The sequence below is a fragment of the Actinomycetospora aeridis genome, assembly GCF_037400275.1.
In the GTDB taxonomy this organism is placed as follows: domain Bacteria; phylum Actinomycetota; class Actinomycetes; order Mycobacteriales; family Pseudonocardiaceae; genus Actinomycetospora; species Actinomycetospora aeridis.
The window spans coordinates 724,782-751,347 of record NZ_JBBEGL010000002.1; the positions used below are offsets into that span (position 1 = coordinate 724,782).

A 26,566-nucleotide genomic window follows, 5' to 3' on the forward strand; every position below is an offset into this window, starting at 1 on the left:
GTAGCGATCACTCGGGCGTCGATCCGGGGGCGGAAATCCGTCTCGTCCCCGTCGTCGTCACCCGATCGGGACGGCCGTACCGACCCTGAGAAGGTGATCATTAGCCAGAGTCGGCTTCGGTGAGCGGACAGCGGGTGAAACAGACCGATCGGTCGCCCACCACTGAGTGGTGCTCGACCGAACTCGGCGTCACCGGTCGACCCAACCTGCGTCCATCCGGGCGAACGCCGAACGGTGCGTCGGCCGCGCTCGGTGGCACGTGCCGCGCCGAGGTTCACACGCACGGACCGCCCACCCGCCCGTCCGGGGGCGCGCACGAGCGCCGCGGTGTCGCTACCGTTCGCCCGTGTCGTCCTCGACTGCGCCGTCCGCGTCGACGGCCCGCATCGGGCGCCCGCTCGCGGCCTGGGCCGCGTGGGACTGGGGCTCCGCCGCGTTCAACCACATCGTCACGACGTTCGTCTTCACCGTGTACCTCACCGGCTCGGTCGCCGCGGACGAGGCGACCGGCTCGTCGGCACTCGCGACCGCGATCAGCGTCTCCGGGATCCTGGTCGCGCTGGTCGCGCCCGTCTACGGGCAGCGCAGCGACGCCGCGGGTGCCGAGTCGGGCCGCCAGCGACGGCTGGGCTGGCTGACCGCCGTGATCATCGCGTGCACGGCGCTCATGGCCCTCATCGCGCCGGCGCCGTCCTACCTCTGGTGGGGCCTGCTGCTGCTCGGCGTCGGCACCTTCGCCTACGAGCTCGCGCAGGTCGAGTACAACGCGATGATCTACCGGCTCGCGCCGCCCGGACGGACCGGGCGCGTGTCGGGCATCGGCTGGGCGGCCGGGTACGTCGGCGGCATCGTCCTGCTGCTGATCTGCTTCGTCCTCTTCCTCGCCGACTCACCGGTCGTCGCGTTCGAGGGCGAGGGCATGGCCGTGCGGGTGGTGGTGATCGTCGCCGCCGTCTGGTTCGCGGTGTCGACGATCCCCGTCCTGCGGATGCGCTTCCCGTTCCCGCCCCCGCCCGGCGACACCGAGGCGGCCGTCGGCTGGGCCGCGTCGTACAAGCTGCTGTTCCGCCGGCTCGCACGGCTCTACCGCGACGACCGGCACCTGCTCGGTTTCCTCGTCTCGAGCGCGATCTACCGCGACGGGCTCACCGCGGTGTTCACGTTCGGCGGCGTGCTCGCGGCGGGGACGTTCGGTCTCTCGCCCGGCGACGTGATCATCTTCGCGATCGTCGCCAACGTCGTCTCGGCGCTCGGGGCCGTCCTCGGCGGCTGGCTCGACGACCGCATCGGCCCCAAGATCGTGATCATGGTCTGCCTCGCGGCGCTGGTCGTCACCGCCGGCGGCATGCTGTTCGCGTCCGGACCCACCGCGTTCTGGATCGGCGGCACGTTCCTGTCGCTGTTCGTCGGCCCCGCCCAGGCGTGCTCGCGCAGCTACCTCGCCCGGATCGTCCCGCCGGGCCGGGAGGGTGAGCTGTTCGGCCTCTACGCCACGACCGGGCGCGCGGTCAGCTTCCTCGCACCGGCGATGTTCGCGCTGTTCATCGCGATCTTCGGCGCGCAGCGCTGGGGGATCCTCGGGATCGGGCTCGTGCTGGTGCTCGGGCTCGCCACGCTGATCCCCGTCCGGGCCGTGCCGGGCAACGCCGCCGCCGGGCAGGCGGCGGTGCGGACCTGACGGGTCAGGACGCGCGCGCGCCCGCCCAGCGGATGATCCGCGAGCCGAACTCGGCGACGAGCACCCAGAACACGGCGGCGAGGCCGTAGTTCACGATCACCGCGAACGTCGGGTCGGCGGGGAGGAACAGGTCGCGGAACGCGAACACCGTCGCGTCGGCGACCCCGCCGATCACCTGGGCGACGCCGTTCTGGGGGTTGACCCCGACGATCGTCAGCAGGACGTACGCGAACAGCACGATCGCGATCACGTACGCGACGACCCGCACCACCGAGGCGAGGACCTTCGCGATCTTCCAGACCAGCTCGCCGACGTCCAGGGGGGCCCGCTGCTCCCGGCCCCGGGGCGAGTCACCGCCCACGTCCGGCGTGCGGGTCTGCGTGGTCGGGGCCTCGCTGGGCGGGGGCTGATCGGAGGACTCCGACGACTCCGACGACTCCGCCGACTCCGCCGGTCGCGCCCTGGTCTGGGTCGTCGTGGCGGACGACGACGCCGCCTCCCCGGACGAGTCCCCGGACGACTCAGAGGTCGTCGACTCCGAGTTCGAGGTCGCGTCCGACCCCGACGCCGACGACTCCGAGCCCGAGGTCGCCTCCGACGACGTCTCCTCGGCTGCTCCCGACCCCGACCCGGTCTCCGTCGACCCCTCGGCTCCGGCCCCACCCTCGGTGCGCTGCGCGCCCGCCTGCTCCGTCACGCCCGGCATCTTGGCACCGGCGCCGTGACGGAGCAGAGCGGGTCCACCACTCACATGGAGGTGGCGCCGTCGATGTGCTCGCGCAGCATGTCGGCGTGGCCGGCGTGCTGGGTCGTCTCCGCGATGATGTGGAGCATCACGCGGCGCACCGACCACGAGGTGCCGGGCTCGTGCCACGGTGCCTTGGGGAGCTCGTGGCGCAGGTTGAGGTCCGGGAGCGACGCCAGCGTCTGCTCGGTGCGCGCCGCGACCTCGTGGTACTGCGCGATCACGCCGGCGAGCGTCTCGTCGGGCAGGAGCTTGAACTCGTTCTCGCGCTCGACCAGCCACTCCGGCTTCTCGTCGAGGCTCGCGATCCAGCCCTCGAAGTCGTCGAGCGTCATGCCCTCGGGGAGCTCGAAGCCCTCCTCGCCGTTGTCGCCCTCGACCGCGAAGCGCATCCAGCCCTCCTCGACCTTGGCCACGTGCTTGATGAGCCCACCGAGCGTGAGCTGGGACGCGGTCGGCTGCGACCCGGCCTGCTCGTCGGTGAGGTCGCGGGTGGGGAAGACGAGCCAGTGGCGGGCCTGGGCCAGCTCGGCGAGGAGGTCGGCGCGCTCGTCGGCGTCGGTGGTGGTCATGGGGGTCTCCTGCGCGGCGATCGTGGTCATCGGGGTCTGCCTTCCTCGTCGTCCCTGATGACCAGAAAGCTACGGAGGGAGGCGGACACCTTCGGTCCTACTTCCCGCCTCACCGGCGAAAATCGAGCCGGCGGATTTCCTGACGTTGAACGTCAGCGTGGCCGCCAGGCTGGAACACCCCGGGACCTCGCCGGCGTCCCGGGAGGCGCTCAGCGGAAGCGGTCGAAGACCTGCTCGCGCCAGGCCTGGCGACTCACCAGCTCGCCCATGTCCTCCTGGTACCGGCGCCGCAGGGCCGGCCAGGCCTTCGCCACCTCGGCGTGCAGCCGGACCGACTCGCGCAGCATCGCCCAGAACATCTCGCGATCACGTTTGCGGAACGTCACGCCGGAGCCGTCGGAGGTCGTCACCGCGGCCCCGTCGAGCGTGGAGAGCAGGAACCACTGGCTGTGCTCGGCGGGCACGTCGCGCTGGGGGCGCTCGTGGGCGGCCGGGTCGACGGGGCGCAGCTGGTGCACGAGACCGCGGGCCAGCGCGGCCACCTGCGCGATCCGCCCGACCGGCGGCTTCGGCCACAGCTGGGCCTCGCGGGCACCGAGGGCAGGGCGCGGGAGGTCGGCGGCGCCCCGGTGCACGGTGCCGTCGGGGAACTCCGCGCGGGTGGCGCGCACGGCGCCGAGCGCGGTCGGCAGCGCCCCGAACAGCGCCTTCGGGCCGGAGAGGAAGTCGCGCATCGCCATGTGGTGCAGCGCGATCGTCGAGTACTCCAGCAGGAACAGGTGGCGCAGGGTGCGCTTGAGCGAGTCGGCGAGCATCGCCTTCGGGTCGTCGGGCCCGTGCAGGGCGCCGACCACGAGGCGGTTGCGCACGTGGAAGTACGCCTGCCAGTCGGACGTGTCGTCCTTCTCGACGAACGACATGTGCCAGATCGCGACCCCGGGCACGGTGGCCGTCGGGATGCCGTGGCTGCCGGCGCGCAGGCCGTACTCGCAGTCGTCCCACTTGATGAACAGCGGCAGCGGGAGCCCGATCCGCTCGGCGACCGTGCGCGGGATCAGGCACATCCACCAGGCGTTGTAGTCGACGTCGGTGCGCCGATGCATCCACAGCGTCTCGCGCAGCGAGTCGACCGCGAAGTCGTGGTCGTCCTCGGTGTGCGGGGCGATCTGCCAGAAGAACTGGCCGCGATCGACGACCTCACCCATCGCGTGCAGGTGCGAGCGCGCCTGCAGCGAGAGCATCTGGCCGCCGACGAGCATGTCCTCGCGCGCGAACCGCGAGAAGGCGAGCGCGCGCAGCACGGAGTCCGGCTCGAGGACGACGTCGTCGTCCATGAACAGGATCTGCTCGCAGTCGGTGGTCTCCAGCGCCTCGTACATGATCCTCGCGTAGCCGCCCGAGCCGCCGAGGTTGGGCTGGTCGATGATCCGCAGCCGGTCGCCCAGCGCGGCGGCGGCCTCCTCGAAGCCCGGCTGGTCGCGCACCTTCGACGAGCCCTGGTCCGGGATGATCACCGCGGTGAGGGTGTCGCTGACCAGCGGGTCCTCGCCGAGCGCGCGGAGCGTCGCCACGCAGTCCGACGGGCGGTTGAACGTCGGCATCCCGACGGCGATCGCGGCGCGGCCCGGCGCCTCCTGGTCGGCGAACCAGCCGCCGGAGACGAGCTCCAGGTCGTCGTGCTCGCTGGCCAGGTCGAACCACACCCAGCCGCCGTCGCCGAACGGCGTCAGCGACACCGGGACCACGACCTCGTGCTCGGTGCCGGTCGGCGACGTGTCGACGACCTCGCCCGCGAGGTGGACCGCCACGCCCTTCGCGGTCGAGCGGTACACGTCGACACGACCCTGACCGCGCAGCCGCAGGCGCAGGCTCACCGCCTCGAGCACCGACCAGCGGCGCCAGTACGCGGCGGGGAAGGCGTTGAAGTAGGCGGCGAACGAGACCTCGGTGCGCTCGGGCAGCCGCACACCGGTGCGGGACACGACGTCGGCCACCCGCCGGCCGGCGCTGCGCACGTGCATGACGTACTCGTCGGCGGTGTCGTCGAAGGTGCCCGGGCGATAGGCCGTCGGCGCCGTGGTGTCCACGGACGTGGCGGTGCCCTCGTCGAGATAGAGGGCGCGCACCGACGTCGGATCGGCCGGCCGGGGCAGGATGATGCGCTGGAGCAGCGCCGTACCCGCTGGGCGTGCCGTCATCTCCACCGTCCCGGGGGCGCCGCGCCCTGTCCTGCCGACCGTGCTCGTCACGCCCTCGACGGTAACGGCGGGCTGGTCGCGGACCGGGGAGGCCCCCGGCGGGTCGTGACGGCACCATCCCGACGGGGCCTACCGTGCGGGCGTGCCCCCGCAGCGCGTGGACGTCTACGTCGACCCGGTCTGCCCGTTCGCGTGGCTCGCGCTGCGCTGGCTGCGGGAGGTCGCCCGGCACCGCCCGCTCGAGCTCTCGGTGTGCCGGATGAGCCTCGCTGTGCTGAACGGCGAGGACCCGGTCGCCCCCGAGCGCGGCGAGGACAGCGCCTGGCGGCCGGCGCGGGTGGGCGCCCGTCTCGTCGCCGACCGCGGGGAGGCGGCCTGGGCGACGTTCGTCGAGGCGTTCGGCACCCGGTTCCACGACCACGGGCTGCGCGGACGCGATCGCGTGCTGCGGGAGGTCTGCGACGAGCTGGGCGACGGGCCGTCGCTGTACCGGGCCGCCGACGTCACCGACCTCGACGACGACGTGCGCGCCCGTCACGACGAGGGCATGGCACCCGTCGGCCTCGACGTCGGCACGCCGACCCTGCACGTCACCACCGACCGCGGCCGGGTGGCGTTCTTCGGACCCGTCCTCGAGGCGGTGCCCCGCGGGCAGGCGGCCCTCGACGCCTTCGACGGCGCGGTCCTCCTGGCCGCCACCCCCGGGTTCACCGAGCTCAAGCGCACGCGCAGCGGAGAGCTCGACTTCTCCTGAGCGCCCCGCCGATGCCTCAGCAGACCAGGCCGGTCGGGCAGTTCGACGGGTTGTACTCCGAGGGGCGCGAGGACGGCGCCGTGTGGTGGGTCGACGGGTGCTGCGTCCCGCTGTGCTCGGCGTGCCCGCCCCCGTGCTCCGCGCCGCCGGACGGCGCGGACCCGCTGCTCGTGTCGCAGGCCGACAGTGTGAGCACCGCGATGCAGGAGAGCATCGCGAGCAGGCCGGCGGCTGAACGACGCCGGACGGGAGAGCGGGGAGCGGACACGGTGGACCTCCAGACGGAGTGCGTCACGCTACGCAGTGATCAGTCCGGACGAAGCGGCCAGAAGAGTGACGCGCTCAGGCCTCGGCGAGGTCGGCACCCTCGAACGACGCACCCTCGGTGAACCACGGGGCGATCTGGTTGTCGAACAGGGTGAGCGCCGACCCGATCGCCATGTGCATGTCCAGGTACTTGTACGTCCCGAGACGCCCGCCGAAGAGCACCCGGCGGTTGGTCGCCTCCTTGCGGGCGAGCTCCCGGTAGCGCTCGAGCTTGGCGCGGTCCTCGGGGGTGTTGATCGGGTAGTACGGCTCGTCGCCGTGCTGGGCGAAGCGCGAGTACTCGCGCACGATGATCGTCTTGTCCTTGGGGTAGGACGTGCGCTCCGGGTGGAAGTGCCGGAACTCGTGGATGCGCGTGAACGGGACGTCGCGGTCGGCGTAGTTCATGACCGGCGTGCCCTGGTAGTCGCCGGTGGTGGTGAGGACCTCGGGCTCGAAGTCGAGCGTGCGCCAGCCGAGCTCGCCCTCGCTGAAGTCGAAGTAGCGGTCGAGCGGGCCGGTGTAGACGGTCGGGACGTCGGCCGGCAGCTGGTCGCGCAGGTCGAACCAGTCCGTGTCGAGGCGGATCTCGATGTTCGGGTGGTCGGCCATGCGCTCGAGCCACGCGGTGTAGCCGTCGACCGGCAGGCCCTCGTAGGTGTCGGAGAAGTAGCGGTTGTCGAACGTGTAGCGCACCGGCAGGCGCGACACGATCGACGCCGGGAGGTTCTTCGGGTCGGTCTGCCACTGCTTGGCGGTGTAGCCCTCGAAGAACGCCTCGTAGAGGGGGCGCCCGACCAGCGCGACGCCCTTCTCCTCGAAGTTCTCGGCGTCCGCCACGTCGATCTCGGCGGCGTGCTCGGCGACCCACGCCCGCGCCTCGTCCGGGCTCATCGACCGGCCGGCGTACTCGCAGATCGTCGCCAGGTTGACCGGCATCGGGTAGACGCGGCCCTGGTAGATCGTGAAGACGCGGTGCTGGTAGCCGGTGAAGTCGGTGAAGCGGTTGACGTAGTCCCACACGCGCTTGTTCGACGTGTGGAACAGGTGCGCCCCGTAGCGGTGCACCTCGATGCCCGTCTCCGGGTCCGGCTCGGAGTAGGCGTTGCCGCCGAGGTGGGAGCGCCGCTCGACCACCAGGACGCGCTTGTCGAGCTCGGTCGCGGCCCGCTCGGCCACGGTCAGCCCGAAGAAGCCCGAGCCGACGACGACGAGGTCCGGTTCCGCACCCATGCTCCGCGACGGTAGACGGAGCGGTGGGCCGGAGCGGGGCCGGGTATCCGGCGACATGCCGACCGTCACCCGCACCGTGCACTCCCCCGCGCCCGCCGGCACCGTCCAGGCCTACCTGCGCGACTTCACCAACGCCGAGGAATGGGACGCCGGGACGATCTCCTGCACCCCCGTCGACGACTCACCGATCGCGGTGGGCAAGCAGTGGCGCAACGTCTCGGAGTTCCGCGGGCGCGAGACCACGCTGACCTACACCCTGGAGCGCGACGATCCCGGGCACCTGCGCATCGTCGGCCGGAACAAGACGGTCACCAGCGAGGACGACCTGGTCCTCACCGACGACGGCCCCGGCACCACGCTGACCTACACCGCGACGTTCACCTTCCACGGCGTCGCGAAGCTCGCCACCCCGCTGCTGGTCCCCGCCCTCGGGAGCCTCGGCGACGAGGCCCAGAAGACGCTGCAGGCGGCGCTGGAGAAGCTGCCCGTGGGCTAGGTGCGCTGCGCGCAGGTGAGCACTATGGAGTGCTCCAGCACTCCATAGTGCTCACGTGGCGGAGCCACCCGGCGGGCGGTGCTGCGCCCACGGCAGCGCGCGCTCGAGGTCCGCGGCCAGCGCGATCAGCGTGGACTCGCCGCCGTAGGGGGCGACGACCTGCACGCCGACCGGCCAGCCCTCCTCGGTGCGGCCCAGCGGCAGCGAGATCGCCGGGTTGCCGGTCATGTTGGAGACCGCCGTGAAGCCCGCCGTCGCGAAGATGTGGTCGTACCAGCCGCGGGCGTCGCGCGAGGGGTCGTTCTGGTCGAGGTGGCCGAGCGGGGTGTTGGGCACGTTCATCGTCGGCGTGAGGAGCACGTCGTAGCGCTGGTGGAAGGCCGCCACCGCGCGACGGGTCGCGTTGAAGACGCGATCGGCGGCGTAGAGGTCCCCGGCGCGCAGGGCGCGGCCGTGGTCGGCGCACGCGAGCGTCGCCGCCTCGAGGTGCTCCGGGCCCGGCTCGACGCCGAGCGCGCCGGCCAGCACGTCGACGCCGTCGGCAAGGAAGCTCGTCCAGGCCACGAGGTTGGCGTCGTCGAACGCCGCGGCGTCGAGCTCCGGCCCGGCGACCTCCACGGTGTGCCCGAGGCCCTCGAGCGTGCGGGCGGCCGCCTCGGTGGCCTCGGTGCAGCGGGGGTCGACGGAGCCGTTGCCGGAGAACGGGGTGGTCCACAGCGCGACCCGCAACGGACGGCTCCCGGCGCTCACCTCGTCGGCGTAGGGCCGCGGGGGGTCGGGCAGCAGGTAGCGGTCGCCCGGCTCGTACCCGTGCACCGCGTCGAGCAGGCCCGCGGCGTCGCGCACGGTCCGCGTGACGGCGAACTCGACGCCCATGCCGAGCAGGGGGTCGGCGTAGTCGGGGCCCGGCGAGGTGCGTCCCTGGCTGGGCTTGAGGCCGACCAGCCCGCAGGCGGCGGCGGGGATGCGGATCGAGCCACCGCCGTCGTTGGCGTGCGCGACCGGCAGCGCGCGGGCCGCCACGAGCGCCGCCGAGCCGCCCGAGGAGCCGCCGGGGCTGCGGGTGGTGTCCCAGGGGTTGCGGACGGGCCCGGTCGCGACCGACTCGGTGGTCGCGTTGAAGCCCAGCTCGGGGGTGGCGGTCAGCGCGAGGGTCGCGAGCCCCGCCCGGCGGAAGCGGGTCATGAGGTGGGTGTCGGCGGGCATCGGCACGCCGTCGCCGAGCAGGCGCGTCCCGGCGCGCTGCGGCACGCCGGCGGCGTGCACGATCAGGTCCTTGATCGCGAACGGCACCCCCGCGAACGGCCCGTCGGCGGCGTGCTCGAGCGGCGCGTCGAAGCGCTCGCCGACGACGGCGTTGAGCCGGGGACCGACAGCGTCCAGCGCGGCGGTCGCGGCGCCCTGCACCTCGTCGGCGGTGACCTCGCCCTTGGCGATGAGCTGGGCCAGGGCGGTGGCGTCGAGCTCGGCGTACTCGTCCGGTGTCATGCCGGGAGATGCTCGGCCCGCCGGACCCGGTGCACATCGGTCGGATGACGGATCCGCTGGTCGCGGCCCCGTCACGCGCGTAGCTTCGGTGAGCATGTCCGCGGTCGCGGCGGCCCGCGAGCTGCGGTCGTTCCTCCGGCGCCACGGGAGCCGTTCCCCGGGCGCCGCCCGCGCCGTGCTCGACGGTCTCGGCGAGGTCGTGCCCGCCGACTGCGTCGCGCTCTCGGTGTGGGACGCCTCGAGCGGCGGGCACCGGACGGTCGCGTCGTCCTACCCGGCCATGGTCGACGGCCTCATCGACACGCGGATGCACACCGACCGCCTGTTCGCCCTGGTCCGCGAGGGCCGGCAGGCGGTGCGCGTCCGCGACCTCGCCCCGACGCGCCGCCGCGGCGAGATCTTCGAGCGGATCATCGACCCGCACGGGTTCCGCGACGGTCTCACGCTGTGCCTCTTCGCGGCCGACGACCGCTACGTCGGCATGCTCAACGCCAGCACGCTCGACACCCGGCACCCCGACGACGACACCGTGGCGCTGCTCGAGCTGCTGGGCCCCGACCTCGCCGCCGCGCTCGACCCCGTCCCGGTGCCCGCGCCCCGGACGGCGACCCTCGGGACCGACGGCACCCACGGGCTGCTCGTGGAGGGCAACGGGCGCGCCGTCCCGCTGTCGGCCGGGGCGCGGCCCGAACTGCTCCGGGTGCGCTCGCTCGCCGGGCTCGTGGACGCGGTGCTCGCCGGTGCGCCCCCACCCGGCCCGCTCCTGCTCGTGGTGGCGTCCGGCGAGGTCGTGGGGGTGGAGCTGCACGCCACCGCCCGGGGCGTGCTCGTCCTGCACCGCGCGGCGGACGCGCCCGCGGGCCTGACGGTGCGCGAGCTGGAGGTGCTCGACGGCGTCGGCCACGGCCTGAGCAACCCGGAGATCGGCGCGCGCCTCGGCATCCGGCCCCGCACCGTCGCCACGCACGTCGAGCACGTGCTGGCCAAGACCGGGGCCCGCAACCGCGCCCAGGCCGCCCGGTGCGCCGCGCGGTGGGGACTGATGTGCGCTTCGCGCATGTGAGCACTTTCGCGTGCTCCAGCACGCGAAAGTGCTCACATGCGCGAAGTGCACACCGCCGGCGGCCCCGCCCCGACGCGTCCGGCGATCCAGGGCAACGAGTCGGAGAACGCCTGGGAGAACACCGCGAACGTGTGCCCCCCGCCGGGCACGACCACCTCGCACGTCGTGATCCCCGCCCGCCGGGCCGCGGGGACGACGGTGCCGACCGCGGCGTAGGGCTCCGGGTCGGCGTCGCCGACCTCGAACCAGCCGCCCAGCTCGGGGTAGCGGCGGGCGGCCAGCAGCGCCGCCGGCTCGTGGGCGAGGAACGCGGCCTGCGAGCCGCCGAAGAGCTGCGCCACGGCGGAGGCCGTGTCGGCGTTGGTGTCGCCCGCCCGCGGGCCCGCGAGGCCGGCGTAGTCGCCGAACGTCGCGAAGAGGTCGGGGTGGCGCAGCGCGAGCATCAGCGAGCACGACCCGCCCTCGGACAGCCCCGCGACGGCCCAGGCGCGGCCGGGCGCCGCGGCGTGGAAGACGTCGGTGACGAAGCGCGGCACGTCGGCGGTCAGGTAGGTCTCCACCCGGCCGCCGGGCCCGTCGACGCATTCGCTGTCGCCGTCGATGGTCCCGTTGACGTCGGGCATCACGAGGATCGGCGCGGTACCGCCGTGCGCGGCGGCGTAGGCGTCGGCGGTCGCCCCGGCCTGCCCGCCGTCGAGCCAGTCCTGCGGCGTGCCCGGCGTGCCGTGCAGCAGCATCACCACCGGCAGCGACGGGCGCGGCCGCGCGAACCACGCCGGCGGCACCCACACCATCGCCGGGCGCCCGGCGAAGCCCGACGCCCTCCCGGGGATCGCCATCGTCGTGACGATCCCCCGGTCGGGCCGGTCGGTGCGCGCGAGCAGTGCCGCGAGCTCCACCTCGTCGGACGGCGGGAGCCCGAGGACGTCGCCGAGGGTGCGGAAGTAGTCGAAGTGCGCGTTGACGCTCGCCCCGGAGCCGATCAGCAGCAGGACCGTCGTCAGCGAGGCCAGCGCGATCTTGCCGACCCCCGAGAGCCGACCGAGCCGGGTGCGCAGGATCAGCGCGAGCCCGACCACCACGACCAGCGCGAGGATCGCGCCCGCGACCAGGAACGAGTCGGTCGTGATGTCGATCTCGCCGACGCTCTCGACGGTCACGCCGGCACCGGGACGTCGGCGTCGTCGGCGTCGTCGTCACTGCCCTGATGCCGGGCCCGCCGCCTGGCCAGCGCCGCGAACACGAACGGCGGCGCCGAGAGCACGGCCACGGCGACGGCGAGCAGGGTCACATAGGTGACGGTGCTGCCCGTGGCGAGCTGGCCGGGCGGCACGAACCCGAGCACGAAGGCGACGAGGCACCCGAGCAGCCCGATGCCCCCGACCGCGTACACGCCGGGCAGGCCGCCGGGGATGCGGTAGGGCCGCGGCACGTCGGGGCGGGTGTGGCGCAACCGCACGACCGCCGCGAACATCAGCGCGTACATGACGATCACGATCTGGGCGGTGACCGCGGAGAGCATCCAGTAGGACGTGCTGACGCTCGGCACGAGCAGGAACAGCAGGGTGAACACCGTGCCGGCCGCGCCCTGGATCAGCAGCAGCGCCACCGGCACGCCCCGGGCGTTGCGGCGCCCGAGGCGCGCCGGCACCGAGCCCTGCGCGGCGACGGCCGCGACCCCGTTGGCCGGCCCGAGGATCCAGGGCGCGAGGTGGGCGATGCCCCCGAACGCGACGACCAGCGCGAGCGGGGCGACAGCCCAGCCGATGCCGAGACGGTCGAGCACCCGGGAGAAGAGCTCCATCGTCCCGGACACCAGGCTGATCTCGCTCGCGGGCACGACCATCGCGAGGAACAGCGACCCCACCACCGAGAACACGACGACCACCCCGACGCACAGCGCGATCGCGCGGGGCACGGTCCGACCCGGGTCGCGGGTCTCGCGTGCGTGGAAGCCCGCCATCTCCATGCCGGTGAACAGCAGGATGATCCCGCCGAGGAAGGCGAGGTTGTTCAGCTCGACGTCGGGCACCAGCGCGCCCGCGGAGAACGGGATCTGGCTCGCGTTGCCCTGCGCGAGGTAGGCGGCGGCGAGGACGACGACACCGATCGCCGGGACGATCGAGCCCGCGATCGTGCCGACCGAGCCGATCCACGACGACGTCCCCACGCCGCGCAGGCTCACGATCGTCGTGGCCCAGAAGAAGGCGAGCATGACGACGACCAGGAAGACCTTGTCGGTGGCGAGCGACGGGTCGAGCGCGTAGGCAAGGCTCGCGGCCATGAAGGACAGGACGGTGGGGAACCAGGCGACGTTCTCGGCGTAGTCGCACCACACCGCGAGGAACCCGGCGCGCTCGCCGAAGGCCTCCTTCACCCAGGCGTAGACGCCGCCGTCGCGGGGCCAGCCCGTGCCGAGCTCGGCGGCGACCATCGCGATCGGCACGAGGAACACGACGATCGAGAGCGCGAACAGCGCCAGCATCGACCAGCCGTACTCGGCCATGACCGGCAGGTTGCGCACGCTGACGATGGCCGCGATGTTGATCATCGCGAGGGCCAGGACCCCGAGCTTCACACCGCACCCTTCACGAGCAGCATCCCGTCGATCCGGTCGGCGACGACGTCCTCCGCCCCGCCCTGCACCACGACGACAAGGTCGCCGTAGGTGCGCACGGTCGCCGACGCCCGCGGGCGTCCCACCCCGGAGATGCTGCGGGCCGCGGCGTCGCGGTCGGCGTCGTCGGCGAAGGCGTCGGCCTGCACGGTCGCCGTCTGCCCGTCACGGCACTGCACCGCGACGACGAGGGTGCGGGCGGCGACGGCGTCGGTCGCGAGGGGGTCGGGCAGGTCGGTGCGCGAGCAGACGACGAGGCCCACGGCGGTGATGTCGGCCTGCAGCGCGTCCAGCGCGCCGGGCCCGCGCGGGCCCTGCGGCGCCGTCGGCCTGCTCGCCGAGGCGATGACGACGACCGTCACGACGACGGCCAGGGCCATCGCGATGAGCACGACGACGAGCACGACGTCGCCGAACCCGTTGTTGCGCGTGCGACGGGGCCGGCGCTCGATGACGCTCATGCCGCGGTGGCTGTCGCCGTGGCTGTCGGTGGCACCGCCGACGGCGACGGCGCGCCCCCGACCGCGACCGGCACGAACATCGGCCCGAGGCCCGGCACGGCGAGGAAGCCCTCGGCGCCGGCGTAGAGCAGACCGACGCGCGGCAGGTCGGCGGGGCTGCGGTAGGCCAGCACCCGGGGCAGCCACTGCGGCCCGAACTTCGCGTTGAAGTCGTGCAGCGAGCGGACCTGGAAGAACGGGTTGAGCACGCCGACCGCGCGCCGCGCGAGCTTCTGCGTGGCGGTGAACGGCACGTCCTCGGCGAACAGGCGGCCCCACATCGCGAAGTTCATCGACAGCCGCGTCACGCCCCGCTCGGCCAGCGCCAGCGCGCTCTTCGCGATGAGGAACTCGGTCATGCCGTTGGGTGCGCCGGGGTCGTGGCGCATGAGGTCGAGCGTGTAGCCGAAGCTCGTCCCGGTGGCCGGGCCGCCGTAGGCCGGCACGAGGCGCAGGAACCCGCCCGGCACACCGTCGGCGTCCAGCGCGACGCACAGCAGGAAGTCGCTGTTGGCCGCCGAGCCGGTGATGTCCTGCGAGAGCGACATCGTGAAGCCGCGCTCGGGGTCCTTCCCGCGCCACTTCTCCGAGATCGCGTTGAGCGCCTCGACCAGCTTCGGCGACGCCGCCGACTCGGCGATCATCTGGAAGCGGTGCGTGCGCTCGACGCGGCGCACCGCGGCGCGCACGCTCTTGCGCTCGCGACCCTCGAGCGTGAACGACGGGCAGTCGATGATCGCCTCGTCGCCCAGGTAGAACGACCGGAAGCCCCGCGAGGCGAGCAGCCCGCCCTCGCGGGTGTCCTCCTCGCGGGCGGCGAGGAACGCCGGGGTCCAGGCGCGCTCGGCGCACATGGCGAGGAACTCGTCGACGACGGCGGGCAGCGAGGCCTCGTCGCCGATCGGGTCGCCGGCGGCGAGGGCGTAGCCGCCGAGGTAGGTGTACGCGATCATCGCGCGCCCGTCGGACCCGAAGAAGAAGCTCTTGTCGTCGCGCAGGGCGAACGCCGCGAGGGTGTCCCAGCCGTAGGTGTGCACGAGCGTCTCCGCGCGCGTCCAGTCGTCCCGGGTGTGCGGGTCGCGGGCCGTGAGCGGGCGGAAGAGCAGGACGAGGAACACGACGAGCCCGACGACGCCGAGCGCGAGCAGCGCGGCCGGGAAGGTCTCGGCGAACACGCGGCGGTCGAAGGTGTACGGGCCGTCGAGGCCGACGAGCCCTCCGACGATCGTCTCGAGACCGCCGGGGAAGGTCAGCGAGGGCGTCATCCGGCCGCTCTGCAGGCCGAGCGAGACGAAGCCGAACGCGAGCACGCAGGCCAGGTAGATCGGCACGAACCGCACCAGGCGCAGCAGCGACGGCGGGTCGGCGGGCGCCCGGAACTGCCCGCGGGCCACGACCAGCAGCACGAGCAGCGCGACGCTGATCCCGAGTCCGACCTGGTGCGGCCCCTTGAGGATGTGCGCGAGCACGGCCAGCGCCGAGAGCACGACGGCCACCCGCCAGGCGGCCCGTTTGCGCTTGGCGAGCTGGTCGGCGAGCAGGATCAGCAGCAGGCCGATCGCGGCCGAGAGCACGTGGCCGGTGACGGCGAACCACGGCGGGACGAGGTCGACGCTGACCCGGTCGCCGAGGCGCTCGTGGACGATCGGCATGTGCACCAGCAGGTGCAGCAGGCCGGCGAGTGCGGTCAGCCCCGCGACGAGGGTGACCGTCCAGGGCCGGCCGGCGGGTTCGTCCGGGGGCTCCCCATGCCCGGCGGCGCTCGCCACGACCACCGGTGTCTGTGGTGTCGCCGCCGTGAGCGCGGCGGCCGGCATCGGCGTCGGCGGCAGCACCGGCCGGTGGGCGCCGCCGGGACCGCCGCCGGGCGGGGGCGCGAACTCGGGACGCAGGGTCGGGAAGAGGATGACCTCGCGGATCGAGTCGACGCTGGCGAGCAGCATGACGAGGCGGTCGATGCCGATGCCGAGCCCGCCGGTGGGCGGCATGCCGTACTCGAGGGCGCGCACGTAGTCGAGGTCGATGTCGCCGGCCTCGGGGTCGCCGTTGCGCTTGGCCTGCGCCTCCTCCTCGAAGGCCGCCATCTGCTCGACGGGGTCGTTCTGCTCGGAGTAGGCGTTGCACAGCTCGAAGCCGGCGACGATCAGCTCGAAGCGCTCGCTGTAGGCCGGGTCCTCGCGGTGGGCGCGGGCCAGGGGCGAGACCTCGCGCGGGTAGTCGATGCAGAAGACGGGGCCCACGACGTCGTGCTGGACGCGCTCGTCGTAGACCTCCTTCATCAGCCGGCCGGCGCCCCAGCCCTGCTCCCAGGCGATGCCGAGCCGGTCGAGGGCGGCCCGGGCGTCGGCGATCGGCATCTCCGGGTGCATCACCTCGCCGGTCTTCTCGGCGATCATGTCGGCCAAGCGCTGCCGCGGCCACGGCGGGCGCACGTCGATCTCCTGGCCCTGGTAGCGGACCGTGAGGTCGTCCCCGAGGGCGGCGTGCGCGGCGGCGACGACCATGCCCTCGGTCAGGTCCATCATGTCGTGGTAGTCGGCGAAGGCCTGGTAGGCCTCGAGCATCGTGAACTCGGGGTTGTGCCGGGTGTCGACGCCCTCGTTGCGGAACACCCGCCCGAGCTCGAAGACGCGCTCCATCCCGCCGACGATCAGCCGCTTGAGGTGCAGCTCGAGGGCGATCCGCAGGTACATGTCGAGGTCGAGCGCGTTGTGGTGGGTGACGAACGGCCGCGCCGACGCCCCGCCCTGGATGCTCTGCAGCACCGGGCCCTCGACCTCGGTGAAGCCCTGCTCGGCGAGGTGGTTGCGGATCGCGCGGACCGCCGCGTGGCGGACCCGGAAGATCTCGCGGGTGCGCTCGTTGACCTGCAGGTCGGCGTAGCGCTGGCGGTAGCGCGTCTCGACGTCGGCGAGGCCGTGGTGGCCGCCCGCCGGCGGGCGCAGCGCCTTCGCCAGCAGCGTGCACTCCTCGACCCGGATCGACAGCTCGCCCCGGCGGGTGGTCATGACCCGGCCGTGGACGCCGACCCAGTCGCCGCGGTCGAGGTCGTCGATCGCGACGTGGGCGTCGTGGCCGACCACCGCGGTGTCGACGAAGAGCTGCAGCGCGCCGGTGCGGTCGCGCAGCTCGCCGAAGCTCAGGCCGCCCTGACGGCGCAGGCCGGTGAGACGTCCGGCGACCCAGACCTCCTCGTCGGTGACGGTGTCCGGGGCGAGGTCGGCGTGGGCGGCGCGGATGTCGGCGAGCGAGTGGTCGACGGGCCAGCGGTAGGGCTCGGTCTCCCCCGCCGCGCGGCGGGCGGCGAGCTTCGCGGCACGGAAGTCCTGCTGGCCGAGGTGCACGCCGTGGTCGGCACCGTGGTCGACACCGTGGTCGACACCGTCGTCGCCGGGGTCCTGCTCGGTGTCCTGATGGGCGTCCGTCGGGGCGTCCATGTCAGCGTGCTCCTTCTTGCTCTCGCGGCGGGGCGTCGGCGGGTGCGGCCGGGACGTCGGTGGGGGCCGGCTCGACCGCGGCCGGGGCGTTGGGCCGGCCCGCGATGGCCTCCACGACCGCGTCCCAGCGCCGCCGCTCGCGCTCGGGGAACCGGCGCCTGCTGCGCAGCGCCTTCTTCGACCCCTCGGGGTAGCGCCAGCGCGCCCACGGCGAGGTCGGGCGGGCCAGGCGCACGGCACCGACCAGCGCGACCACCGGCACCAGCAACCCGAGCAGCCCGAGCAGGGGCCGGCCCTTGAACAGCGCGATCACCGAGATCAGCCCGTTGACCACGATCGTCACGACGAGGGCGACGACGCCGTCGTTGGTCGTCCCGTCGAAGGGGTTGGCGCCGACCACGAGCAGGGCCATGAGCGCGCCGACGATCAGCACGGCGTCGACGGAGACGCGGCCCTCGCGCTCCCAGTAGACGTCGGAGAGGTGCAGCCAGAGCGCGAACTCGTCGAGGGTCAGCGCCGCGCCCGCCCCGAACGCGGCGGCGAGCACGTAGAGCCAGGGCGGGTCGGGCTGGTAGGTGAACTCCCCGACCCCGGCGAGCAGCATGAGGAAGATGCCCCAGACCAGGTGGTGCAGGTGGACCCCGCCGATGGCCTGGTTGCGGAACGGGCCCTTGCCGGCGCGGATCAGGCGCACGATCACCCGGGTCCCGAGGAAGACCACGACGAAGGAGCCGAGCATCCAGGCCGCGGCGGCGCGGGCCTCGATGTCCAGCGACAGGTTGAGGGTCATGGCGTCGCCACCTCGCGATCGGCCGGGTCCGGCGTCGGCGCGGCGGCGGCCGACGAACGCGAGAGGGCGGCGGTGGCCGCGATCATGAGCACCACGAGGACGCCGATGAGCGCCCACTCGAGGCCGTCGGCGCGGACCTGCTCGCCGAGCACCACGATCCCGAGCACCGCCGCGACGACGGGCTCGCCGACGGTGACCGCGGGCAGCGACGCCGCGAGCGGCCCGGCCCCGAAGGCCGACTGCTGCAGCAGCGTCCCGCCGAGCACGGCGGCGACGAGCGCCCACGTCTCCCACGAGGTCAGCAGGGCGAGCACGCCGTCGCCGAGCGCGTCGACGACCGACTTGGTCAGCGCCGCGACCAGGCCGTAGGCCAGCCCGGTGGCCACCGCGAGCAGGGCCGCGCGGCGCGGGCCTCGCTTGCGGCCGGCGAGCAGCACGCACAGGAGCAGGACGACCACCAGGACCGCGAGCGACGGGAACCAGGCCGCGAACGGCGCGCGATCGACCCCGGCGGTGGGCTCACCGATCACGACGAACAGGGCGAGGGCGGCGACGAGCACGAGCGCCCACCGGATCTCGCTGCGCCCGATGCGGCGCCCGGTCAGGCGCGCCTCGAGGGGGAGCGCGAACAGCACGGTGGTGACGAGCAGCGGCTGCACGAGCAGCAGCGAGCCCACGCCGAGGGCGGCGGCCTGCACGACGAACCCGCCGGTGTCGCCGACCGTGCCGGCCCACCAGCGCGGGGAGCGCACGAGGCGGAGGATCAGCCGCCCGCCCCGGGCGTCGTCGTCGGGGACGTCGGCGGCGGCGCCGCGCTGGGCGACGGAGGCGATCGCGAAGAGGAGGGCGGCCAGCACCGCGAGAGCGCCCGCGAGGAGCGTCATCGGTGGGCTCCTGTCACCCGCTCAGTGGAGCATCGTCCGGGCACGCAAAGCGACAGGATCTTCGCGTCGTCACCCTATCGGTCGATCACCAGACGATCATTCTGTCGCCGAGGTGACAGGGGGTGGGCGCTGATCGGCTCACCGGAGCGGGATGCCGCGTTTGCGAGGATGCCCGGGATGCGCCCCACGACGGCCGTGCTCGCCACCGCCCTGCCGGCCCTGGCCCTGGCCGTGCTCGGCAGCTCCCACCCCGCGGTGCTGACGCCGGAGTCGGCGCTGTGGTGGCGCGACCTGCACATCATCGGGCTCGTGCTCTTCCCGCTGCTCGCGCTCGGACCGTGGGCGGTGGTGCGTGCGGCGAAGCCGGCGGGACCGGTCGGGTGGGTGCTCGAGGGCCTCGCCGTCGTCCTCGGCCTCGTCTACGCCGCCTTCTACGGCGCGCTCGACGCGCTCGCCGGAGTCGGCGGCGGCCACGAGACGATGCGCGTCGGCCCGGGGCCGTGGGTCGCGGCGCTGTTCGAGATCGCCGACGCGCTCGGCATCAACGGCTCGTACGCCTACCTCGCGGCCACCGTGCTCGCCGCCGTGCTCGCGCTCGTCGCGGCGCCCGGGGCGTGGCGGCTGCTCGCCGGGGTCGGCGCCCTCTTCGCCGTCGTCGGCGCCTGGTCGTTCCTGACCAGCCACATCTACTGGCCCTACGGCGTCGCGACGATGGTCATGCTCGCGATCGGGCACACCGCGATGGCCGTCGCGGTGACCCGACGCCCGGCGGCGCCGCGCCACCGTGCGGCGCCCGACGCGGGCGACCCGGCGTCACCGGTCGAGGCCCGGTGACCGGATCGGGTGACCCCTCGTCGGCTCCGGTCGACCGGTCCTCGACCGTCCCTCGACGCGGCGCGACATGTCCGTTTCCATGGCTCGGGTGTTCTCCCGCCTCGCCCGCCTCCGTCACGCCCTGAACGTGCGGCTGGTCCGCGCCGTGGAGAACGGCGTGACCACCGTCGTCGACCACCGGGTCCTGTCGCGGCTGGAGGCGCTCGACGCGCTGGTGCGCGAGCAGGGCGCGGAGCTCGTCGCGGCCCGCGAGGAGCTCTCCGCGCTCCGCCGCGAGGTCGTGGAGCGGGAAATCCGGGACCGACGGGACATCGTCTCGGCCGGCGACCGTGAGGCGGTGACGTCGAGCGCCGACTTCGTGCGCGAGGCGATGCCGGGCGCTCGCCACTTCCCGCACCCGCACACGACCCTCCGCCACGGGCTCGAACTCGCCCCCCACGGCGGCATGGCCCTCGAGTTCGGCGTGTATACCGGCACGACCCTGCGAATCATCGCCGAGACCCGCGATGACGGTCAGGTGTTCGGCTTCGACTCGTTCCAAGGCCTTCCCGAACATTGGCGAGCGGGGTTCGCTGCCGGCACCTTCGCCGACGCCGAGCCGCCCGCCGTGCCCGGTGCGGAGCTCGTCGTCGGCTGGTTCGCCGACACGCTGCCGGCGTTCCTCGAGGAGAACCCCGGCCCCGTCGACCTCCTGCACCTCGACGCGGACCTGTACTCGTCGACGGCCACGGTGCTCGAGAACGTCGGCCCCCGCCTGCGGCCGGGCTCGGTGATCGTCTTTGACGAGTACCTCAACCACCCCGGGTGGGAGGACGGCGAGCACCTCGCCTGGACCGAGTACGTGGCCCGCACCGGCATCGACTTCACCTACGAGGCCTTCACTTACGACAACGAACAGGTCGTCGTGGTCGTCACCTCCGTCCCGGTGCCCACGGCGCCCGCACAGCGCTCGGTGCCGGTCGAGGCGTTCCGCGATCTGAGCGACACGACGCGTCCCTGACGGGTTGACAGGAGCGGGAGAGGCCGTCTCCTACCCTGAGCGTGGTTGCACGGTGAGACCGCCCGACCACACCTCGCGGGGGAGCACGCACATGACCGACGTCCAAGCCGTCCGCACCACGGCGCCCACGACGGGCGCGGGACGGATGGTGGTCGCCCGAGGCCTGTACTCCGGCCCGACATCCGACACCCCCGACGACCTGTACGCCGAGGTCGTCCGAGGACAGGCGGAACGCCGGCGACACCACATCCGTGTCGGCGAGTTCAGCCACGTCAGCACGAACACGTACTTCGGACGGTTCCCCGCGAGCTACTGGCAGCGCTGGGCGACCGCGACCGCGGTCCGCTTCGAGGGGCGTATCCGCGGGCACGGCCGCATCCTCCTGCGCGCCTCGGACACCAATGGTGTTCCTCGCACGCTCGCCGTGCACGACGTCGAATCCGAGGACGTCTCGCTCGAGGCCCCGCTCGACCGTTTCCTCGACGGTGGCGGCCTGTGGGTGGAGGTGCTGACCGACGAGGACGAGCTGGTGCTCTCCGCAAGCCGGTGGACGATCTCGGCGCCGGTGAGCGATCGGCAGACCTCCATGGTCGTCTGCACCCACAACCGGCCCGTCGACTGCCTCACGACGCTGAAGGTGATCGTCGACGACGGGGAAGCGCTCGACTTCCTGGACCGGATCGTAGTGGTCGACCAGGGCTCCGACCGCGTCGAGGAACAGCCCGGCTACGCCGACCTCGTCGCGGAACTCGGCGACCGCCTGACATATCTGACCCAGAGCAACCTCGGTGGTGCCGGCGGCTTCACCCGAGGTCTCTACGAGGTCGTCGAGAACGGCACGGTGCCGGAGACGGACGTGCTGCTCATGGACGACGATGTCCGCTGCGAGCCCGAGGTGGTGGTCCGCCTCTCCGCCTTTGCGCGGCATACCGCGGTGCCGACACTGGTCGGTGGGCAGATGCTCAACCTGCTCCACCCCACGCAGGTGATCGCGGGCGCCGAGTACGCCGACTTCCACAACCTGGCGGCCGGGCGCATCCCCGAGGGCGCCGTCGGCGAATCCGACGTGACCGGCTACTTCCCGGACGGCACCAAGAACGTTCAGGACCGCCGTGTCGACGCCGGGTACACCGGCTGGTGGTCGTGCATCATCCCGGCCGAGGTCGTCCGAGGGGCCGGGTACCCGCTCCCGCTCTTTTTCCAGTGGGACGACGTGGAGTACAGCTACCGGGCGCGGGCCCACGGCTTCCCCTCCGTCACGCTGCCGGGTGCCGGGCTGTGGCATGCGGACTTCATGTGGAAGGACTGGGACGACTGGCGGCGGTACTTCAGCCACCGGAATTCGCTGATCGTGGCCGCGCTGCACTCCGACTTCCCGGTACGGAAGGTCGTCAGCACGCTGACGGAGAACATGGTCGGCTACCTGGTCGGGATGAACTACGGGCTCGCCGCGACGCTGATCAAGGCCGTCGACGACTTCCTCGATGGTCCGGGCGTGCTCGCCGACGGCGGCGTCAGCGCCACGTTCGCGGTCCAGGAGGCCCGGCGCGCCTACACCGAAACGCCCCTGCGCTCCGTACACGACGTCCCTGGTATGGACAGTGTCGAGATGCCCATCGTGCGTGCCGGCCACGAGCCGTCACGGCCCGGACTCGTCCGCGCCAAGCGACTCGTTCAGCAGGTGACCGGGCGTGTACCCCACCACGGCGGGCTGGTGGGCGCCGGTGAGGCGCACTGGTGGCACACGTCCCTGTTCGATCGGGTCGCGGTCGTCGACGCGGGCGAGAACGGTGTGCGCTTGCGCCGCCGCGACCCGGACCACTTCCGCGCGCTCTCCCGGGAGGGCGCGCGGACGCTGTGGCGGCTGGCGCGGGAGGGCGGCGACGCCGCCGAGCGGTGGCGTGCAGCGCGTCCCGCCCTCACCACGGCCGACAGCTGGAAGCGTCTCTTCGGCCTCGACGGGGCGTGAGCTCGGCAACCCGCGAGGACGCCGGCGTCGTCATCGCGGACGGTAGCGGACGATCCGACCCATTCGCGGCCGTGAGCGGCCTCGGCGGGCTCGTCCTCACCGTTCTCACCGTGATGTGGGGCGTGGACGAGGTCGCTCCCGCGTCGATCCTGGTCGACGTCCTGCTCGTCATCGCGGGCTTCCTGGCGTTCGGCACACAGCTCGCCGACGTCTCCGACCGCGCGTGGTCGGCCGTCCGCGAGCTCGCCCGGGGCGCCCGGACCCTCGTGCCCACGACGCTCCTGGTGCTCGCCGTGGCTCTCCTGGCCGCAGCCTTCGCCCTGCCGTCCTCGTGGTGGCCTCAGCTGCAGGCCGAGGCAGTAACCTCCGCTCTGTTCGTCCAGAACTGGTACGTGGTCGCCGTCGCCCCGGCTACTGCGCCGAACGGCGTCCTCGCCGGGCCACTCGCCCATCTCTGGCTCGTAGCGATCCTGGGTCAGCTCGGCCTCGTCTCTCTCCTCCTCGTGGGTACCGCGGTCCGCCTCGCTCGGGTAACCGGGCGCACCGTCACGACCGTGCTCGCCGCCCTGCTCCTGCTCGCCACCGCAGCCTCCGCCGCATGGGCGGCGACGCGATCGATCGATGCAGCGCCACTCGCCGCACTCGACACGGCCACCCGAGTCTGGCCTTTCGCGGTCGGCGGCCTGATCGCGATCTTCGCTACCGCGCGCTCACGCCCTTCGCGGGTCCCGGGCGAGGTCCTCCTCCGGCTCCTGGCCGCGCTCGCCCTCCCGTTCTACCTCTGGTCCGGCGTGGTCCTCGGGTTCTATCTGGCGTGGCGGGATCGTCCCGAGGTCGGCCTGCGCGGTGCTGCCTCGGTCCTCGGCCTGGCACTCGTCCTGGCGGTCGCCTCGGCGCTCGGCGGTCGCGCGGCCCGCCGGTCTGAGAGCGCATACAGGTTGCGGGTTCTCGGACTCGCCCTTGCCACGCTCCTGGTGGTCACCGTCGCGTGGCACGGCGCGGCGACACTGCGGCCCGGCGCTTTCGTCGACGTCTCCGACCCTGCGCACCCTGGTGCCGTCGCACGCCTGCCGGGATACGGCGACGTCCCCGAGTCCGGGGTGACGCCCGGACCCATGGCCCGCGACGCGGATTGGGCACCCGGAGGCACCCGGTGCGCCACCTCTGGTCTCGATCCAGCTCTGCAACTCTGCGGAGAGCAGATGGCGAATCCCGCCTTCCGCGTGGTCGTCGTCGGCGACTCCCACATCGAACAGCTCCTGCCGGCGTTGCGCCCGATCGTCCGGGAGCGTCGGGGCGAGGTCGTGACCATGCTGCGCGGAGCCTGCCCGTTCTCGACCACCTCGGACACGGTGCTCGGAGACGCCGGGTGCACCGAGTGGAACCGCGCTGCGATGGCGGAGATCGTGGCGATGAGGCCTGCCGTCGTCGTCACCCTCGCCTCACGCGATGTGCGGTCCGCCCTCACCGAGGAGACGCCGAAGGGGTTCGTCGACGCCTGGCGAACACTCGACCGGGTCGGCGTGCCGGTACTCGCCATCCGGGACAACCCGCGACTTCCCTTCTCACCGACCGAGTGCGTCGACGCCCGTCCCGCCGACGGGGACACCTGCGCAGCCCCGCGGGGCCCGCTCGTGGCGACACGTCTCCCGTGGACGTGGGCGGGCGATCTCCCACAGAACGTCGTCACCCTGGACCTGAGCGACGCCTACTGCACCGGCGACGTTTGTCCCGCCGTCACCGGCAATGTCCTGATCTACCTGGACTCGAACCACGTCAGTGCGACGTTCGGCGGAACGTTGGCCCCGTTCGTCGCGCCCGCACTCCTGCGTGCCGTGGAACGGACAAGCCCGGGGTACTGACTGAGCAACTGGTCTGGCGCCGTAACGTCAGGTGTACGGATCGACACGCTTGGGAGCCGGATGACTGCGAGCGAAGCCACCAGGCCGTTCCGTGCGGCCGCGGTGACGACGCCGATCTCGTCCCCGTCCGCCGGGCGGCATCGGGTCGATCCACCACCGACGAGGAGCGGATTCCGTCCCGAACTCCAGGGGTTGCGAGCTCTCGCCGTCGGCCTGGTCGTGATCTATCACGTCTGGGTCGGACGCGTCTCCGGCGGCGTGGACGTCTTTTTCGTCATCTCCGGGTTCCTCCTCGCCGGTCAGATGACGCGTGCTGCGGAGCGCGGTGGGATCGATCTCAGCGCCTACTGGGGCAAGACCGCCAAGCGGCTCCTCGCTCCGACCGCCGTCGTGCTCGTCGGGGTGGTCGTCGCATCCCTCGCGATCCTCCCGGAGTCACGCTGGGCGCAGACATCGCGCGAGGTCCTCGCCTCCGCCCTCTTCTTCCAGAACTGGCAACTCGCTGCCGACTCGGTCGACTACTACGCCGCCCACAACACCGCGAGCGTGGTGCAACACCTATGGTCGTTGTCGATCCAGGGCCAGTTCTACCTCGTCTTCCCGGTTGTCATCGCCGCAGTCGCCCTTCTCGCCCGGCGCGCAGGCTGGTCGGTCCGGGGTGTCGTCGTCACGACCCTGACGATCGTCTCGCTCGGCTCCCTGACCTGGTCGATCGTGCTGACACAGCTCGATCAGCAGTACGCCTACTTCCACTCGGCCACCCGGCTCTGGGAGTTCACCCTCGGTGGCCTCCTCGCCCTCGGCATCGAGCGGCTCCGCTTCGGCAGGGGCACAAGACTCTTCGCCGGTTGGCTCGGCGTCATCGCGCTCGTGCTCTGCGGGGTCCTTCTCGACGTCGAGGGCGGATTCCCCGGCTACCTCGCGCTGTGGCCCGTCGTCTGCGCTCTCGCGATCCTGGCCGCCGGCCGGACCGACCATCGCTGGGGGGCTGACCGCTTCCTGTCCTCGGCGACGATGCAGTACCTCGGCAACATCAGCTTTCCGCTGTACCTATGGCACTGGCCGGTCCTGCTCTTCACGCTCGCGCTGACGAGAGAGAGCGCCCTTGGTCCCGAAGCAGGGCTCCTCGTCATCGCGGTCTCTGTCGTGCTCGCCGTCGCGACCCGTCACCTCATCGAGGTGCCGCTCTCCTCCCTCGGGGGCCGCAGCCGATGGAGCAATCACCGCGCCGCGGTCATGCTCATCGTTCCGGTGCTGATCCTGGCCCTCAGCTGGCAGGCGATCGTCGCCCTCGGGCAGCAGTCCGATGCCACCGCGGATGCCGCGGACCACCCGGGTGCGATGGCGCTCGTGGAGGGCGGCCCGGCACCGACACCCGATCTGGCGCCGGTCCCGTCCTTCACCACCGTCGGCCAGGACTGGACCCAGCCGCTGCCGCAATGCCGGACGTCGACGTTCGAGTCGTCGATGCAGGTCTGTTCGACAGCCGTCGACGGGGTGCCGGCACGCCATCTGCTCGTCATCGGCGACTCCCACATGCAGCAGTACCTCTCGGCGCTGCTGCCTTATGCAGCCGAGCAGCGGTGGCGGGTCACCTCCATCCTCAAGGGCGCGTGCTCGTTCGGTCTGGGTCAGCTCCCACCCGAGGAGGACCCGAACTGCGGGGAGTGGAACGAGGCGGCCCTGCGAGAGGTAGAGGCAGAGCAGCCAGACGCCGTCGTCACCCTCGCCTCCCGCCAGGTGCGGGTGGGCCTCACCGAGGACACGCCGGCATCGTTCGTCGAGGGGTGGAAGGCGCTGGAGGCACGAGGTGTGCAGGTCCTCGCCGTACGCGACAACCCGCGCTTCGACTACTCGCCGCCGGCGTGCGTCGAGGGACAGCTCTCCCCGGACGTTCCGTGCAGTCATCCCCGCAGCGAGCTCTACCCCGCATCGCCGTCCTACGAGCGAGTCCCTGACGTACCCGCCAACGTCGCGTTCCTCGACGTCAGCAACCTGCTCTGCACCCCGACCGATTGCCCGCCCGTCGTCGGGAACACGCTCGTGTACCTGGACAACAACCATCTGACCGCCACCTACGCGCGGTCGATGTCCCCCGCGGTCGGCCCCGAGGCGGTCCGCGTCCTGGGGTGGTGAGGCG

The 26,566-nt window shown here is 72.8% G+C and carries 21 protein-coding genes; 9 read left to right on the forward strand and 12 right to left on the reverse strand.

Features of this window, described 5'->3' with window-relative positions:
- Positions 1-346: 346 nt before the first annotated feature.
- Positions 347-1,678, forward strand: coding sequence for an MFS transporter (locus WCD41_RS09070; protein WP_337713072.1), 1,332 nt, complete (start codon positions 347-349; stop codon positions 1,676-1,678).
- A gap of 4 nt (positions 1,679-1,682) precedes the next feature.
- Here WCD41_RS09070 and WCD41_RS09075 read toward each other — a convergent pair whose 3' ends face one another.
- From WCD41_RS09075 to WCD41_RS09085, 3 genes are all read right to left on the reverse strand, one after another.
- Entirely contained in the window at positions 1,683-2,375 is a 693-nt protein-coding gene (locus tag WCD41_RS09075) for a hypothetical protein (RefSeq protein ID WP_337713073.1), read from the reverse strand.
- A gap of 50 nt (positions 2,376-2,425) precedes the next feature.
- Entirely contained in the window at positions 2,426-3,025 is a 600-nt protein-coding gene (locus tag WCD41_RS09080) for a DinB family protein (RefSeq protein WP_337713074.1), read from the reverse strand.
- Positions 3,026-3,204: 179 nt separating this feature from the next.
- Positions 3,205-5,244, reverse strand: coding sequence for a glycosyltransferase (locus tag WCD41_RS09085; RefSeq protein ID WP_337713075.1), 2,040 nt, complete (start codon positions 5,242-5,244; stop codon positions 3,205-3,207).
- A 91-nt stretch (positions 5,245-5,335) separates the two neighbouring features.
- On the opposite strand from WCD41_RS09085, the gene WCD41_RS09090 reads away from it, so the two are divergent.
- The gene (locus WCD41_RS09090) at positions 5,336-5,947 is read left to right on the forward strand and encodes a mycothiol-dependent nitroreductase Rv2466c family protein (RefSeq protein WP_337713076.1); all 612 of its coding nucleotides are present in this window, start codon (positions 5,336-5,338) and stop codon (positions 5,945-5,947) included.
- A 16-nt stretch (positions 5,948-5,963) separates the two neighbouring features.
- Here the strand turns inward: WCD41_RS09090 and WCD41_RS09095 are convergent, their stop codons facing one another.
- Both WCD41_RS09095 and glf read right to left on the reverse strand, forming a co-directional pair.
- On the reverse strand, positions 5,964-6,215 hold the full coding sequence (locus WCD41_RS09095; RefSeq protein WP_337713077.1) for a hypothetical protein: 252 nt from the start codon (positions 6,213-6,215) through the stop codon (positions 5,964-5,966).
- A 74-nt stretch (positions 6,216-6,289) separates the two neighbouring features.
- The gene (gene glf, locus WCD41_RS09100) at positions 6,290-7,486 is read right to left on the reverse strand and encodes a UDP-galactopyranose mutase (protein ID WP_337713078.1); all 1,197 of its coding nucleotides are present in this window, start codon (positions 7,484-7,486) and stop codon (positions 6,290-6,292) included.
- A gap of 55 nt (positions 7,487-7,541) precedes the next feature.
- Between glf and WCD41_RS09105 the strand changes: the two genes are divergently transcribed.
- Positions 7,542-7,982, forward strand: coding sequence for an SRPBCC family protein (locus tag WCD41_RS09105; RefSeq protein WP_337713079.1), 441 nt, complete (start codon positions 7,542-7,544; stop codon positions 7,980-7,982).
- A gap of 51 nt (positions 7,983-8,033) precedes the next feature.
- Here the strand turns inward: WCD41_RS09105 and WCD41_RS09110 are convergent, their stop codons facing one another.
- The gene (locus WCD41_RS09110) at positions 8,034-9,470 is read right to left on the reverse strand and encodes an amidase (RefSeq protein ID WP_337713080.1); all 1,437 of its coding nucleotides are present in this window, start codon (positions 9,468-9,470) and stop codon (positions 8,034-8,036) included.
- A 94-nt stretch (positions 9,471-9,564) separates the two neighbouring features.
- Between WCD41_RS09110 and WCD41_RS09115 the strand changes: the two genes are divergently transcribed.
- Entirely contained in the window at positions 9,565-10,533 is a 969-nt protein-coding gene (locus WCD41_RS09115; RefSeq protein ID WP_337713081.1) for a helix-turn-helix transcriptional regulator, read from the forward strand.
- 32 nt (positions 10,534-10,565) lie between these two features.
- Here the strand turns inward: WCD41_RS09115 and WCD41_RS09120 are convergent, their stop codons facing one another.
- Genes WCD41_RS09120 through WCD41_RS09145 form a run of 6 tightly spaced genes read right to left on the reverse strand, consistent with a single transcriptional unit; the run spans position 10,566 to position 18,761 of the window.
- The gene (locus WCD41_RS09120) at positions 10,566-11,693 is read right to left on the reverse strand and encodes an alpha/beta hydrolase (RefSeq protein WP_337713082.1); all 1,128 of its coding nucleotides are present in this window, start codon (positions 11,691-11,693) and stop codon (positions 10,566-10,568) included.
- Complete coding sequence (locus WCD41_RS09125; RefSeq protein ID WP_337713083.1) at positions 11,690-13,111, reverse strand: APC family permease; 1,422 nt, start codon at positions 13,109-13,111, stop codon at positions 11,690-11,692. The genes WCD41_RS09120 and WCD41_RS09125 overlap by 4 nt, the downstream gene beginning before the upstream one ends.
- Positions 13,108-13,611, reverse strand: a complete 504-nt coding sequence (locus WCD41_RS09130) for a hypothetical protein (RefSeq protein ID WP_337713084.1) — start codon at positions 13,609-13,611, stop codon at positions 13,108-13,110. Before WCD41_RS09130 ends, WCD41_RS09125 begins: the two co-directional genes overlap by 4 nt.
- Positions 13,608-17,087: a lysine--tRNA ligase gene (gene lysS / locus WCD41_RS09135; RefSeq protein ID WP_337713085.1), complete on the reverse strand. Its 3,480-nt coding sequence runs from the start codon at positions 17,085-17,087 to the stop codon at positions 13,608-13,610. The genes WCD41_RS09130 and lysS overlap by 4 nt, the downstream gene beginning before the upstream one ends.
- Position 17,088: 1 nt before the next feature.
- Positions 17,089-17,877 carry a hypothetical protein gene (locus WCD41_RS09140; RefSeq protein WP_337713086.1) on the reverse strand — a complete coding sequence of 263 codons (789 nt, stop codon included), beginning with the start codon at positions 17,875-17,877 and terminating at the stop codon, positions 17,089-17,091.
- Complete coding sequence (locus WCD41_RS09145) at positions 17,874-18,761, reverse strand: DMT family transporter (RefSeq protein WP_337713087.1); 888 nt, start codon at positions 18,759-18,761, stop codon at positions 17,874-17,876. The genes WCD41_RS09140 and WCD41_RS09145 overlap by 4 nt, the downstream gene beginning before the upstream one ends.
- 177 nt (positions 18,762-18,938) lie before the next feature.
- Here WCD41_RS09145 and WCD41_RS09150 point away from each other — a divergent pair, with 177 nt between their 5' ends.
- The 5 genes from WCD41_RS09150 to WCD41_RS09170 all read left to right on the forward strand — a co-directional run bounded on the left by WCD41_RS09150 (position 18,939) and on the right by WCD41_RS09170 (position 26,562).
- Positions 18,939-19,595, forward strand: coding sequence for a hypothetical protein (locus WCD41_RS09150; RefSeq protein WP_337713088.1), 657 nt, complete (start codon positions 18,939-18,941; stop codon positions 19,593-19,595).
- 79 nt (positions 19,596-19,674) lie between these two features.
- Positions 19,675-20,595: a class I SAM-dependent methyltransferase gene (locus WCD41_RS09155; protein WP_373695090.1), complete on the forward strand. Its 921-nt coding sequence runs from the start codon at positions 19,675-19,677 to the stop codon at positions 20,593-20,595.
- Positions 20,596-20,686: 91 nt separating this feature from the next.
- Positions 20,687-22,564: a glycosyltransferase gene (locus WCD41_RS09160; protein WP_337713090.1), complete on the forward strand. Its 1,878-nt coding sequence runs from the start codon at positions 20,687-20,689 to the stop codon at positions 22,562-22,564.
- Between the two features lie 266 nt (positions 22,565-22,830).
- A complete protein-coding gene (locus WCD41_RS09165) occupies positions 22,831-24,426 on the forward strand; it encodes an SGNH hydrolase domain-containing protein (protein ID WP_337713091.1) in 1,596 nt (531 codons plus the stop codon).
- Between the two features lie 60 nt (positions 24,427-24,486).
- Positions 24,487-26,562: an acyltransferase family protein gene (locus tag WCD41_RS09170; protein WP_337713092.1), complete on the forward strand. Its 2,076-nt coding sequence runs from the start codon at positions 24,487-24,489 to the stop codon at positions 26,560-26,562.
- Positions 26,563-26,566: the final 4 nt, after the last annotated feature.